At 57.9% G+C, this 13976-nt stretch carries 12 protein-coding genes and 1 pseudogene; 4 read left to right on the top strand and 9 right to left on the bottom strand.

The window, feature by feature from the left end:
- Window positions 1-35 precede the first annotated feature (35 nt).
- Complete coding sequence (dtpB, locus tag BWI76_RS26585) at window positions 36-1508, top strand: dipeptide/tripeptide permease DtpB (protein ID WP_004134716.1); 1473 nt, start codon at window positions 36-38, stop codon at window positions 1506-1508.
- An 87-nt stretch (window positions 1509-1595) separates the two neighbouring features.
- Here dtpB and BWI76_RS26590 read toward each other — a convergent pair whose 3' ends face one another.
- Window positions 1596-2099: an RrF2 family transcriptional regulator gene (locus BWI76_RS26590; RefSeq protein ID WP_004134715.1), complete on the bottom strand. Its 504-nt coding sequence runs from the start codon at window positions 2097-2099 to the stop codon at window positions 1596-1598.
- A gap of 231 nt (window positions 2100-2330) precedes the next feature.
- Here BWI76_RS26590 and BWI76_RS26595 point away from each other — a divergent pair, with 231 nt between their 5' ends.
- Entirely contained in the window at window positions 2331-3530 is a 1200-nt protein-coding gene (locus BWI76_RS26595) for an NAD(P)/FAD-dependent oxidoreductase (RefSeq protein WP_004134713.1), read from the top strand.
- A 35-nt stretch (window positions 3531-3565) separates the two neighbouring features.
- Here BWI76_RS26595 and BWI76_RS26600 read toward each other — a convergent pair.
- From BWI76_RS26600 to gntX, 6 genes and pseudogenes are all read right to left on the bottom strand, one after another.
- Window positions 3566-3874, bottom strand: a pseudogene (locus BWI76_RS26600) (LysR family transcriptional regulator); the annotation flags it as partial.
- A 92-nt stretch (window positions 3875-3966) separates the two neighbouring features.
- Window positions 3967-4746 carry a 16S rRNA (guanine(1516)-N(2))-methyltransferase RsmJ gene (gene rsmJ / locus BWI76_RS26605; protein ID WP_004134709.1) on the bottom strand — a complete coding sequence of 260 codons (780 nt, stop codon included), beginning with the start codon at window positions 4744-4746 and terminating at the stop codon, window positions 3967-3969.
- A 7-nt stretch (window positions 4747-4753) separates the two neighbouring features.
- A complete protein-coding gene (gene prlC / locus BWI76_RS26610) occupies window positions 4754-6796 on the bottom strand; it encodes an oligopeptidase A (RefSeq protein WP_004134707.1) in 2043 nt (680 codons plus the stop codon).
- Between the two features lie 209 nt (window positions 6797-7005).
- Entirely contained in the window at window positions 7006-8322 is a 1317-nt protein-coding gene (gene gntT / locus BWI76_RS26615; RefSeq protein ID WP_004134706.1) for a gluconate transporter, read from the bottom strand.
- A gap of 331 nt (window positions 8323-8653) precedes the next feature.
- Window positions 8654-9229: a Fe-S biogenesis protein NfuA gene (gene nfuA, locus BWI76_RS26620; RefSeq protein WP_004126273.1), complete on the bottom strand. Its 576-nt coding sequence runs from the start codon at window positions 9227-9229 to the stop codon at window positions 8654-8656.
- A gap of 58 nt (window positions 9230-9287) precedes the next feature.
- Window positions 9288-9962, bottom strand: coding sequence for a DNA utilization protein GntX (gntX, locus tag BWI76_RS26625; protein WP_004134293.1), 675 nt, complete (start codon window positions 9960-9962; stop codon window positions 9288-9290).
- Between the two features lie 37 nt (window positions 9963-9999).
- On the opposite strand from gntX, the gene bioH reads away from it, so the two are divergent.
- Together bioH and BWI76_RS26635 are read left to right on the top strand one after the other, a co-directional pair.
- Entirely contained in the window at window positions 10000-10782 is a 783-nt protein-coding gene (gene bioH, locus BWI76_RS26630) for a pimeloyl-ACP methyl ester esterase BioH (protein ID WP_004134290.1), read from the top strand.
- Window positions 10783-10893: 111 nt separating this feature from the next.
- Window positions 10894-11163 carry a YdgH/BhsA/McbA-like domain containing protein gene (locus BWI76_RS26635; protein ID WP_004134288.1) on the top strand — a complete coding sequence of 90 codons (270 nt, stop codon included), beginning with the start codon at window positions 10894-10896 and terminating at the stop codon, window positions 11161-11163.
- A 221-nt stretch (window positions 11164-11384) separates the two neighbouring features.
- Here the strand turns inward: BWI76_RS26635 and feoC are convergent, their stop codons facing one another.
- Together feoC and feoB are read right to left on the bottom strand one after the other, a co-directional pair.
- Window positions 11385-11621 (bottom strand): [Fe-S]-dependent transcriptional repressor FeoC, encoded by a 237-nt coding sequence (gene feoC, locus BWI76_RS26640; RefSeq protein ID WP_004134286.1) that lies wholly within the window; start codon window positions 11619-11621, stop codon window positions 11385-11387.
- A gap of 9 nt (window positions 11622-11630) precedes the next feature.
- Window positions 11631-13949 carry a Fe(2+) transporter permease subunit FeoB gene (gene feoB, locus BWI76_RS26645; RefSeq protein ID WP_004134283.1) on the bottom strand — a complete coding sequence of 773 codons (2319 nt, stop codon included), beginning with the start codon at window positions 13947-13949 and terminating at the stop codon, window positions 11631-11633.
- Between the last annotated feature and the right edge of the window lie 27 nt (window positions 13950-13976).

A 13976-nucleotide genomic window follows, 5' to 3' on the forward strand; every position in this document is an offset into this window, starting at 1 on the left:
ATACTTTTCCGGACAGGACTTAAAGGCGAAGAAAGATGAATTCAACCGCACCGACAGGCTTGCTGCAGCAACCTCGCCCATTCTTCATGATCTTTTTTGTGGAACTATGGGAGCGATTTGGCTATTACGGCGTTCAGGGCATCCTGGCCGTATTCTTTGTTAAACAGCTTGGCTTTTCTCAGGAGCAGGCGTTTATTACCTTTGGCGCGTTTGCCGCGCTGGTCTACGGCCTTATCTCCATCGGCGGCTATGTCGGCGATCACCTGCTCGGCACTAAACGCACGCTGGTACTTGGCGCGATTGTGCTGGCCGCAGGCTACTTTATGACCGGTCTGTCGCTGCACCAACCCAATCTGATTTTCATCGCGCTGGGGACCATTGCGGTGGGAAACGGGCTATTTAAAGCCAACCCGGCGAGCCTGCTCTCCAAGTGCTATCCGCCAAAAGATGCCCGCCTGGATGGCGCCTTCACGCTGTTTTATATGTCGATCAATATCGGTTCGCTGCTGTCGCTCTCGCTGGCGCCGGTAATTGCCGATAAGTTCGGCTACGCGGTGACCTACAACCTGTGCGGCGCGGGGCTGATCGTCGCCCTGCTGGTTTACTTCGCCTGTCGAGGGATGGTGAAGGATATCGGTTCTGAGCCGGACCGCAGGCCGCTAAGCCTGCGCAACCTGCTGTACGTGCTGGCCGGAACGGTGGTCATGATTTTTGTCTGCGCCTGGCTGATGCATAACGTCAAAATTGCCAACCTGGTGCTGATTATCCTCTCGTTGGTGGTGACGATTTTCTTCTTCCGCGAGGCCTTCAAGCTTGATAAGACCGGGCGCAACAAAATGTTCGTCGCCTTTATCCTGATGCTGGAGGCGGTGCTGTTTTATATTCTGTACGCGCAGATGCCCACCTCGCTCAACTTCTTTGCGATCAACAACGTCCACCATGAAATTCTCGGCTTCGCGATTAATCCGGTGAGTTTCCAGGCGCTAAACCCGTTCTGGGTGGTGGTGGCCAGCCCGATCCTCGCCGCTATCTATACGCGTTTGGGCAATAAGGGCAAAGATCTGACCATGCCGATGAAGTTCACCCTCGGGATGTTCCTGTGCGCGCTGGGTTTTTTGACGGCCGCCGCGGCGGGAATGTGGTTTGCCGATGCCCAGGGGCTGACCTCGCCGTGGTTTATCGTGCTGGTCTATCTGTTCCAGAGCCTGGGGGAACTGCTGATTAGCGCTCTGGGGCTGGCGATGGTCGCCGCGCTGGTACCGCAGCATCTGATGGGCTTTATTCTTGGGATGTGGTTCCTGACGCAGGCCGCCGCGTTTCTGCTGGGCGGCTACGTCGCGACCTTCACCGCCGTACCGGACACTATAACCGACCCGCTACAGACGCTGCCGATTTATACCGATGTCTTCAGCAAAATCGGTCTGGTGACCCTGGGCGTAACGGTGGTCATGGCGATCATGGTGCCGTGGCTAAACCGGATGATTAATACACCGGATACCAAACAGTAATTATCATTGCCGGATGGCGGCTAATGCCTTATCCGGCCTTCTTTGCGCGCGCCCGATGAGCCTTGCGCTATCGGGCGGTTCCGGCGACTACGCTTTTCGCGCGGCAATCCAGTCCTGCACTTCAACCACAAAAGTATCCGGCGCTTTGCGGTACATTTTACGCGCCAGATCGAGGATGGTGTGCTGGCCTAAAGCCTCCTCCATCCGCTGCTGCGCCATATCCATCACCGAGCGCACGCCGCAAATGCCTTCACAAGCCCACTGCGGAGGCTGCTCCTCAAATACCGCCAGACGCTGGCGAATTTCACGGCATTCAAAAATCCGTTTATCACCATCAATGGCGTTCGCCACGTCGAGAACCGTAATGTGTTCAGCCGCTTTCGCCAGCTGAAAACCGCCGCCCTTACCCTCGATGCTGCGTACCAAACCGGCCTTTGACAGACGGGTGAAAATTTTGGCCAGGTAATCGTAGGGCACACTTTGCAAGTCAGCAATCTCACGTACGCTCATGTCGCGGGCATCGCCCTTGCTGTCCACCATACACATCAGGCTATGGATGCCGTATTCAACCCCGGAACTGTAGAATGCCATACTCTTATCTCAGCCAAAATTAATCTGAGTTCATTGTAGCTTTTTAAAAATACAGATTCCAGACAGTCAGAGCCAAGCCACGATTATTGGATATATAATTAATTAAATATCAAATAGATAATTATAAAACAACGCACAAAGCAATCCGTTCAGCTGAAATCACATTGCATTTCTAAACTACGACCAATAAAATCCGAGTAAATATTTCATCGTTACCAGTGAGAAACTCCAATGCGTAAACAAATTCTGATCGTGGGCGCTGGCTTTGCCGGTATGTGGGCAGCGCTGAGCGCCGCACGTCTGGCGGATAAAAATCAGCAGGACATTGATATTACGGTGATTGCGCCACAGCCTGAACTGCGTGTGCACCCGCGTTTTTATGAAAGCGCCGTTCAAACGCTGGTTGCGCCACTGCAACCGCTGTTCGACGTCACCGGGGTGACTTTCCTGCGCGGCACGGTTGAGAAAATCCTTCCGGCCTGCAAAGAGGTAAGCTGGAAAGATGCCAACGGTGAAATGCGCCAGCATCGCTACGACCGCCTGGTGCTGGCCAGCGGCAGCCAGGTCAATCGCAGTACGGTCGCCGGAGCCGCAGAGTACGCATTCGACCTCGATCAACTGGAAAGCGCTACCGTACTGGAGCAGCATCTGCAAGATCTGGCCCGGCAGCCAGAGAGCACGGCACGTAATACCGTGGTGGTCTGCGGCGGCGGCTTCACCGGTATTGAGATGGCGCTGGAGCTACCGGGTCGTCTGCGGGCAATTCTCGGCGCCGATGCTAAGACCAGAATTGTCGTAGTTGAGCGAAGCCCGCAGCCAGGCTCACGCTTCAGCGATGAGCTACGCGAGGTGATTATTCAGGCTTCAGAAGAGCTGGGCGTCGAGTGGCTGGTCAATGCCGAAGTGGAGAACGTTGATAGCTCTGGTGTGACGCTGAAAGAGGGTCGGACGATTGCATCACAGACGGTCATATGGACCGTTGGCGTTCAGGCTAACGGCTTAACGGCACAGATCGACGCCCCGCGCGACCGTCAGGGTCGTCTGCACGTGAATGCTAATCTTCAGGTTGTGGGGCATGAAGAGATTTATGCCACCGGCGACGTGGCTTATGCCGCCACCGATGATAAGGGTAATCACGCGTTAATGACCTGCCAGCACGCGATTCTGCTGGGCAAGTTTGCCGGGAATAACGCGGCTGCAAGTCTGCTGAACGTTGAACCGTTGCCGTATCGTCAGGAGATGTACGTCACCTGTCTGGATCTGGGCGAATGGGGCGCGGTTTACACCGAGGGCTGGGATCAGCAGGTGAAACTGACGCGCGCCGAAGCGAAAAAACTCAAGATGTCGATCGTCAGCGAGCTGATTTATCCGCCACAAGCCGATAAAGCGGTGGCGTTCGAGACTGCCGACCCGCTTGCCCCGTTTGTATAAATAAACATCCCCTGCCAGCACGGCAGGGGAATTTTTCACTGCATCATCACTTCACGCACGAACTCTTTCCTGAGCTGCGCGCTGTAGACCTTACCGTAAAACTGTACATCGGTGTCGGGGCGCTTCACGTCTGGGCTGACCTGCCTGTTCCTCGGCGTGGAACCGGAGGCTTTACTCAGCGCCTGTTGCGTTTCGAGGAGGATCGGCCAGTTAAGGAACAGCCGGGAGGTGATGGCCCCGGTTTTTTGCAGCCCGGCCAGATGCTCTTCCCAGGCGGGCGTCAGCATCAGCTCGCCGCCGTTCAGACGCGTCAGATTGTCGGCACCGGAGGCGGTGCTACGCACCTGTCCGGGCTACAAAACCGCCAGACCGCACGAACCCGTAGCCCGGGCAAGGCGCGCCGAGCGCCGCCCCCGGGGAAAGCGCGCACGCTATTTCAGTCAGAAACATGCCCGGATTGCGGCTCAATCGCCGTTCCGGCGTAGATATCAAACCGGTGGCCTTTGGTCACCACCGCGTTGGGCGTCGCCACGTCCGCCAGCGGCGGCGCGTAGTCCGGGCGCTTAACCACTACCCGTTTGGTCGCCAGCTGACGCGCCGGTTCCAGCAGACCGTCGGCGTCTAAATCCGGCCCCACCAGCGACTGAAATACCCGCATCTCTTTCTTCACCAGCGCGCTTTTCTGCTTATGCGGAAACATCGGGTCGAGATAGACCACCTGCGGGCGCGGGGTAATATCGGTCAGCGCCGTCAGGCTGGAAGCGTGGATCAGCTGCAACCGCTCCTGCAACCACGGGCCGATTTCCGCATCGGCGTAGCCGCGCGCCAGGCCATCGTCAAGCAGCGCGGCGACCACCGGGTTACGCTCCAGCATCCGCACGCGACAGCCCACGGAAGCAAGAACAAAGGCATCCCTTCCCAGGCCGGCGGTCGCATCGACCACATCCGGCAGGTAGTCGCCTTTAATACCCACCGCTTTCGCCACCGCCTCGCCGCGACCGCCGCCGAACCTGCGACGGTGGGCCATCGCCCCGCCGACAAAATCGACGAAGATGCCGCCAAGCTTCGGCTCATCACGCTTGCGAAGCTCCAGATGCTCGGGCGTCATCACCAGCGCCATCAGGTTGTCTTCGTCCTGCTCCAGCCCCCAGCGGGCGGCCAGAACGGATAAGGCGCCGTCTCCGGCGCCCGTTTCATCAATTAAACAAATTTTCACAACAGGATTAACTCTTAATACCGTAATGCTCAAGCATCGCATCCAGCTGCGGCTCACGTCCGCGGAAGCGTTTGAACAGCACCATTGGCTCTTCCGACCCGCCGCGGCTAAGGATGTTGTCGAGGAACGACTGGCCGGTTTCGCGATTGAAGATCCCCTCCTCTTCGAAGCGTGAGAAGGCATCCGCCGCCAGCACGTCGGCCCACAGATAGCTGTAGTAGCCCGCCGCATAACCTCCGGCGAAGATATGGCTGAAGGCGTGCGGGAAACGGCCCCACGACGGCCCGGGAATCAACGCGACCTGCTGCTTAATTTCCGCCAGCGTTTCGAGGATTTTCGCGCCCTGCTGCGGGCTGAACTCCGCATGCAGGCGGAAGTCGAACAGACCAAACTCCAGCTGGCGCAGAATAAACATCGCCGCCTGGTAGTTTTTCGCTGCCAGCATCTTCTCCAACAGCTCCTGCGGCAGCGGCTCGCCGGTTTCATAGTGGCCGGAGATAAACGCCAGCGCTTCCGGCTCCCAGCACCAGTTTTCCATAAACTGGCTCGGCAGCTCGACCGCATCCCACGGTACCCCACTGATGCCGGATACGCCGGCGGTATCGATACGGGTCAGCATATGGTGCAGACCGTGGCCAAATTCGTGGAACAGGGTGATCACTTCATCATGGGTGAACAGCGCCGGCTTACCGCTGACGGGACGGTTAAAGTTGCAGGTCAGATAAGCGACCGGCTTTTGCAACGTACCGTCAAGCTTGCGCATCTGGCCGACGCAGTCATCCATCCATGCCCCGCCGCGTTTATGTTCGCGGGCGTAGAGGTCGAGGTAGAAGCTGCCGCGCAGCTCATTTTTATCATCATAAAGTTCGAAGAAGCGCACTTCCGGATGCCAGACATCAACATCGGTACGCTCTTTCGCGGTAATGCCGTAAATACGCTTAACCACTTCGAACAGGCCGTTAACGGCTTTGTTTTCAGGGAAGTACGGGCGCAGCTGTTCATCGCTGATGCTGTAAAGATGCTGCTTCTGTTTTTCGCTGTAGTAAGCGATATCCCACGGCTGCAGCTCATCAACGCCGCATTCGGCTTTGGCGAAGGCGCGCAGCTGGGCCAGCTCTTTCTCACCCTGCGGACGGGCGCGTTTGGCCAGGTCGGTCAGGAAGTCGAGCACCTGCTGCGGATTTTCCGCCATTTTGGTCGCCAGCGACTTATCGGCATAGCTGTCAAAGCCCAGCAGCTGCGCCAGTTCGTGGCGCAGGGCGAGGATTTCCGCCATCACCGGGCCGTTATCCCATTTTCCAGCGTTTGGCCCCTGGTCGGAGGCACGGGTGGAATACGCGCGATACAACTCTTCACGCAGCGCCTGATTGTCGCAGTAGGTCATCACCGGCAGATAGCTCGGAATATCGAGGGTCAGCAGATACCCCTGCAGCTCTTTAGCTTCAGCCTGGGCTTTCGCGGCGGCCAGCGCGCTTTCCGGCATCCCGGAGAGCTCGGATTCATCGGCGATCAGCTTGGTCCAGCCCATGGTCGCGTCGAGCACGTTGTTGCTGTACTGATTGCCCAGCTCGGACAGGCGGGCGGCGATTTCGCCGTAGCGTTTCTGCTGCTCTTTCGCCAGGCCAATACCGGAGAGTTCAAAATCACGCAGCGCGTTATCGACCGCTTTTTTCTGCGCGGTATTCAGGGTGGCGTAATGATCGCCGTCGCGCAGGTCGCGGTACGCTTTGTACAGACCTTCATGTTGCCCAACCCAGGTACTGTACTCGGAGAGCAGCGGCAGGGTTTGTTCGTAGGCTTCGCGCAGCTCCGGGCTGTTTTTAACCGAGTTCAGGTGGCTGACCGGAGAAAAAAGACGCCCCAGCACATCGTCCACTTCCGCCAGCGGCTGGCAAAGATTTTCCCAGGTATACGGCGCCCCTTGCGCCACCGCGCGCTCTACCGCCGCCCGGCAGTCATCCAGCGCTTTAGTGACCGCGGGGACCACGTGCTCGGGTTTGATTGCAGAAAATGGCGGTAATGAAAAAGGCGTCAGTAATGGATTGGTCATATGCGCAGTCCTGTTGAATAGGGTGAATGAAGCGCGCGTCCCGCGCTGTAGCATGAGATCTAGAATGGGGGATAGTTGGGTGAATTTCAATGTCAGGCGCCGCGCGCAGGCGGGTATTACTGCGATAAGTCTGGCCGTGGTGGCCATCGCGCATAAAAAAGCCGGGTTCGCATCGCGGCGACCCGGCCCGTTTTAGGCTGACAAGCAGCTTATACCACCATCCCCAGTAGCAGACAGCCTACCAGGCCGCACACGGAGATAATGGTTTCCAGTACCGACCACGACTTAATGGTCTCGCCGATGGTCAGGTTGAAGTATTCCTTAAACAGCCAGAAGCCCGGATCGTTAACGTGGGAGAAGATAACGCTGCCGGAGCCCACGGCGATAACCATCAGTTCCGGGCTCACGCCGGTGGTGGCGATCAGCGGCGCGGCGATACCGCCCGCGGTGATAGCCGCAACGGTGGCGGAACCCAGGGCGATACGCAGTACCGCGGCAATCGACCACGCCATAAACAGCGGGGACATATTGGATTCATGCATGATAGAAGCAATGTATTTATCCATGCCGCTATCGACCAGCACCTGCTTGAAGGCGCCGCCGCCGCCGATGATCAGCAGCATCATGGCGATGATTTTAATCGAGGAGGTCAGCGTATCGTTAATCTGCTCCATTGAACGACCGCGGTTGAGACCGAAGGTGAACATCGCGATCAGTACCGCGATCAGCGTCGCCATCACCGGGTCGCCGAAGAATTCAGCAATCGGCAGGAAGGCATGGCCTTTCGGCAGAACCATCTCGGCCACGGCGCGCATCGCCATCAGGATAACCGGGACCAGCGAGGTCCAGACGCTGACGCCAAAGCCCGGCATCTCTTCTTCAGTGAAGGTTTTCGGGTTATGCAGCCCTTCCGGAATCGGCTTATCGATACCTTTCAGGAAGCGCGCATAAACCGGACCCGCGAGGATAACCGTCGGGATCGCCAGAATCGTACCGAACAGCAGGGTCTTGCCCATGTCGGCATGGAAAATAGTGGCAATCGCCGTCGGGCCCGGGTGCGGAGGCAGGAAGCCGTGGGTCACGGAGAGCGCGGCCGCCATCGGGACGCCGATATAGAGCAGCGGGATACCGGCGGATGCCGCGATGGTAAAGACCAGCGGCAGCATCAGCACGAAGCCCACTTCATAGAACAGGGCGAAGCCGACGGTAAAGCCGGTGAGCACAACCGCCCACTGAATATGTTGTTTACCAAATTTGGCAATCAGCGTGGTGGCGATTCGCTGCGCACCGCCGCAGTCCGCCAGCATTTTACCGAGCATCGCGCCGAAGCCCATGATCAGCGCGAGGCTGCCGAGGGTTCCCCCAACGCCGTTTTTGATGGATACGATCACTTTATCCAGAGGCATGCCCTGCATGAGCCCGACGGCAAGTGCCACCAGAACCAGAGCGATAAACCCGTTCAGCTTGAAACGGATCATCAGCAACAATAACAGGGCAACCCCGATAGCAACGATGACTAATGGCATGATTTACCTGGCCTTAATTTGTTATGGGTAACGTCATAGTTTCAACATTGACTTCATCCGTTCCGAGCGGAACAAAAAATGTCTGACGCCGTAGAAGCTGGCTTTATCCTTACCCAGAGAAAGGATAGCTGGCTATTTTTTTATCTGTGGCGCCTGAAGTGAATGATACGGGTAACATATGAAGTTTGAGAATCACCTGGGCGGTGAAAATTTCAAATATGAGACTTAAGTCATACTCTTTCCCGGGTTTTTGCCGGGTCGCTTAGCGGGGAATGTTGCGCGGTAACATAGGGGGAGCCGCCCGGCCGCGCAAAGGCAGCCGGGCGGATAATTAGTAGTAGGAGTGCTCGCCGCGCTGGTGTTCAGTCAGATCGCGTACGCCTTTCAGTTCCGGGAACTCGTTCAGCATCTGCTTCTCGATCCCTTCTTTCAGCGTCACGTCGACCATCGAACAGCCGTTGCAGCCGCCGCCAAACTGCAGGATCGCCAGGCCATCTTCGGTGATTTCCATCAACGTGACGCGCCCGCCGTGCCCGGCCAGCTGCGGGTTAATCTGCGACTGCAGCAGGTACTCGACGCGCTCCATCAGCGGGGCATCGTCGGACACTTTGCGCATCTTGGCGTTTGGCGCTTTCAGCGTCAGCTGGGAGCCCAGTTGGTCGGTAACAAAATCGATTTCAGCGTCTTCCAGATACGGCGCGCTAAGTTCATCGACATACGCGGTGAGCTGTTCAAACTTCAGCGCAGTATCGGAATCTTCCACCGCATCCGGTGGGCAGTAGGACACGCCGCACTCGGCGTTAGGGGTGCCGGGATTGATCACAAATACGCGAATTTGTGTCCCTTCTTCCTGATTTGCCAGCAGTTTGGCAAAGTGCGCTTGTGCAGCATCGGAAATACGGATCATAGCGTTGGCCTAATAGTTGACTATTTTACTGGGTTATAATACGCCCATCAGCAGGGGTCTACAAGGTACGGCATATACACCATACCTGAACCGTCGCGGCGCCGTTTCGCAAAAGCAGGCGGGATATCTCGGCGACGGTGCTTCCGGTGGTGACGACATCATCCACAATGGCGATATGGTGGCCCTGTAGCGACAATTCAAGCTGAAAGGCGTTTTTCAGGTTCTGTTTACGCAATCTGGCGCTGAGCTGATGCTGGGTGGCGGTACGGCGCCGACGGGTCAGCGCATCGCTACGCCAGGCGCAGCCCAGCCAGCGGGATAGCGGCCGACACAGCAGATCGCTCTGATTAAACCCCCGCTTCCACTGGCGCCGCTGCCAGAGCGGTACGCTAATGATCCGGTCCGGTCGGGGAAGATCCCGACGCTGGCGTATACGCAGCAGCAGCAGACGCGCCAGCGCCGGGGCCAGCTCGGGCCGCTGAGTAAATTTCAACTGGTGAATCAGGCCGCTCAGCGGCGGACGATAGTCATTGACCGCCACCAGCCGCTGCCACGGCGGCGGTTTTTGCAGGCAGCGCCCGCAGGGCAGCGCGTCTGACCGAGCCGGCAGGCCGCACTGCGGGCAAAGCGGTTCAGAATCCAGCAGCGCAGACGCGCAACGCGAGCAGATCCCCCAGCGGGCAATGGCCAGCGGCATTTGGCATAGCCAGCATAAGCTGTGTGCTGTTAGCATATTTCCCCTCATTGTGGTGGAAAGAGAACAGTAACTGATGAAAGAGTTGGCGTGGCAGACTACGGGCGAAGGAAATTGTCATCTTGTGCTGCTGCACGGATGGGGGCTGAATGCCGGGGTGTGGGATTGCATTACGCCGCAGCTGTCCTCGCATTTTACGCTGCACCTCGTCGACCTTCCGGGCTATGGCCGCAGCGGCGGTTTTGGCGCAATGTCGCTGGAGGAGATGACGCAACGGGTGCTGGAGCAAGCGCCGGACCGCGCGATCTGGCTTGGCTGGAGCCTCGGCGGGCTGGTAGCCAGCCAGGCGGCAATAACGCATCCCGAGCGCGTGCAGGCGCTAGTCACCGTCGCCTCTTCCCCCTGCTTTAGCGCTCACGACAGCTGGCCCGGCATCAAGCCCGAGGTGCTAAGCGGATTTCAACAGCAGCTGAGCGAAGATTTTCAGCGCACCGTCGAGCGCTTTCTGGCGCTGCAAACCATGGGTACCGAAAGCGCGCGCCAGGACGCGAGAGCGCTGAAGAGCACGGTGCTGTCGCTACCGATGCCGTCGCCGGAGGTTTTAAACGGCGGGCTGGAGATCCTTAAGACCGCCGATTTACGTCAGGCGTTGACCACCCTCGACGTGCCGTTTTTGCGCCTGTACGGTCGCCTGGATGGCCTGGTGCCGCGTAAAATCATCCCGATTCTCGATGCGCTGTGGCCAAAAAGCACGTCGATGATTTTCGATAAGGCCGCCCACGCGCCGTTCATTTCACATCCGCAGGCGTTTTGCGCTCCTCTGATTGAGCTGAAGCGTGAGTTCGATAAATTTTTATAGCGGGACGTGGTAAAAACGCAGGGTGCAGCAATACTTAGGTTGTTGCGGGGGTTGACTATTTCACGCCGGACCCGTGACCTAAAAAAAACAACCTAATGGAGAGTAGAGGCTATGAAATTTGTTACAGGAATTGTTGCATCTCTGGTGATTGGCTCCCTGTCCTTCGGCGCGTTCGCCGCCAAGGAAATTCAAAAAGACGAAGTGGCTAAGATGAACCTGACCAAAATCGGTTCGATTACCACCTCAAGAACGACCTCTCCGATGGATGCAAAGCGCGATCTGTCGAAAAAAGCGGATGAGCTGGGCGGCACCTATTTCGTGGTGATTGCAGGCGAGAAGAACGAGAAAACGGTTCACGCTAACGCGGACGTCTACAAGTAAGCCAGAAAGCGGGTCCCGGGACCCGCTTGCGGTATATGCCGCAGCAAGTTCCCGGAGGCGGCGCGTTGCGCCTGTCCGGGCTACCCACCCCAAACCGTACCAATCTGTGGTCGAATCTCCGGGGTCGCGGCGTAAACGCCTTACCCGGGCTACCAGACTGTCTCTCGTAGCCCGGATAAGGCGTTAGCCGCAATCCGGGGAAACCAGCCTTTACATACCCATCAGCGCAGCGACCACCACTCCCGCAGGCAGGCTTTGCCTTCCGGGCAGCTTTTACAGCTGCCGGAGAGGCAGCCATCGGCATCTTCGGTTACTTTGACCGCTTTACCCATCGCTTCCAGACGACCCAGCATCGCGTCGATCAACGGCTGCGGCGCTTGCAGGCGGGCGCTGAGCTGCTTTGCGTCCATCCTCCCCTGCAGGGCCAGCATATCGCGCACATCAATTAACGACGCCATTATCGCTCCTTAGTGACAATCGCCAGCCGGACTCTGGCAGCAGGACGACGGCGTTTTGCGCGTCGCCAGCAGCGAGACGTCCACCCGGCTACGCGCTCTGCGCAGCAGGCCAAAGACCACGATATTGAACAGCACTACCGCCAGAATGCACACCAGACTATAGCGCGGATGCTGGCTAAAGCTGACGGTCTGGTAGTACAGCGTAGAGAGCGAATAGGCGATATTCAGCCCCCACAGGACCGAGAACATCATCCAGCCGCGGCTCGACTCGCGGGCAATCGCCCCCATCACCGAGATGCAGGGAATATAGAGCAGAACGAAAATCAGGTAGCTGTACGCCGCGGCGGCGCTGCCGAATTTGCTGCCCATGACGCCCATCGCGCCGGTTGCCATTTCGCCGTCGCCCTTGCTGGCTTCGATGGGGTTCGCCAGCACGCTCAGGCTAAACGTGTCTTTCAGGCTCTGCCAGGTCTCATCCACCGCGGCCAGTAGCTCATCGCCGAGGCTAAACGCCTGCGGATTAAACGCTTCGTTCTGGATATCTTCGGCGGTGTAGAGGGTGTTCAGCGTCCCCACCACCACTTCTTTCGCCATCGCGCCGGTAAACAGGCCGACGGTCGCCTGCCAGTTATCCTCATGTACGCCAATCGGCTTAAACACCGGGGTAATCACCCGGCTGACCGACGCCAGCGCCGAGTCGTTGATATTATCGACGATCTTACCGTTCAGCGAGAAGCTGTTCAGCGCGCTGAGGAAGATACTGACGATAACGATCACTTTACCCGCCCGCAGGACGAAGCCTTTCAGACGCTGCCAGGTCTGGATAAGCAGGCTCTTCACGTGCGGAACGTGATACACCGGCAGCTCCATCACGAACGGCGAAGCTTCGCCGCGCATAATGGTATGCTTCAGCATCAGTCCGGTCGCAATCGCCATCACGATCCCCAGCACGTACAGGGAGAAGACCGCCAGCGCGCCGTTCTGGCCGAAAAAGGCGGCGGCGAAGACGGCGAAAATCGCCAGCCGCGCGCCGCAGGACATAAACGGCGCCATCATAATGGTCATCAGACGCTCGCGCGGCGCATCAAGCGTACGCGCGCCCATCACCGACGGGACGTTACAGCCAAAACCTACGATGAGCGGCACGAAGGATTTCCCCGGCAGACCCAGCGCCTGCATCAGGCGGTCCATCACAAACGCCGCCCGCGCCATATAGCCAGAGTCTTCAAGGAAAGAGAGGAACAGGTACATCATGCCGATCTGCGGCACCAGCGGCAGCACGGTATTGATCCCCCCGCCAATCCCCTGGGCGAGGAATACCGTCAGCCAGTCCGGGAAATGCAGGGTATAGCCAATCCACTGTATACCGTGAATAAAGATAGCCACGGAACCGGCATCAAAAATAGGCTGCAGCGCGCCGCCAATATTAATCGCCAGTAAGAACATCAGATACATGACGAACAGGAAGACCGGCAGGCCGAGGAAGCGGTTGAGGATCACTTTATCCATCGCCGCGGTAAAGCGGCTGGGTTCGGCGGTGAGGGTATTACTGACCGCATCGCAAATGGCGGCAATGCTTTGGTAGCGGGCATCGGCGATGTGCAGCGCCGGGTCATCCAGCTCTTCGCTCAGGTGCGCCAGGGCTACGTCCAGCTTGTGGGCGGCGTCTCCGGCGAAGGCGCGGCTGTAAATATCGCCTTCAAGCATCTGTAAACCCAGCCAGCGGCGCTGGCGCGGCGGAATGTCCGTGGCCATCATCTCCGCCAGCTTGTCCGCCTCCCGCAGCAGCGGCCGCGGATAGTGCACCAGTTCAATATCCTGATTTTGCTGATGGCGGTCGATAGCCATTTTCAAGGCTTCGATACCGCGCCCGCGGGTGGAAACCAGCGGGATTACCGGGCATCCAAGGCGGGCGGCCAGCGCGTCGACATCGATGCGGATGTTCTGTTTTTCCGCGATATCGAGCATATTCAGCGCGACCACGCAGGGGATGCCGAGCTCCAGCAGCTGCAGCGTCAGATAGAGGTTACGCTCCAGATTGGACGCATCGACCACGTTTATCAGCATGTCGGCGTCGCCGCTGAGAATATAGTGGCAGGCAATCTGCTCATCCAGCGAGGTTTGCGAGGAGATGGTGGTCAGGGAATAGGTGCCCGGAAGGTCTACCAGCGTGACCTGATGATCGGTGGTGTTGAAGCCACCCTCTTTGCGCTCAACGGTCACCCCCGCCCAGTTCCCGACACGCTGGCGCGCGCCGGTGAGCTGGTTAAACAGCGTTGTTTTCCCGGAATTTGGATTACCAATTAAACCAAGGGTTAATTTTTTCATATTCATACTCTTAGTGCCGGTCAGGCA

Source organism: Klebsiella sp. M5al, assembly GCF_002090195.1.
In the GTDB taxonomy this organism is placed as follows: Bacteria; Pseudomonadota; Gammaproteobacteria; order Enterobacterales; family Enterobacteriaceae; genus Klebsiella; species Klebsiella grimontii.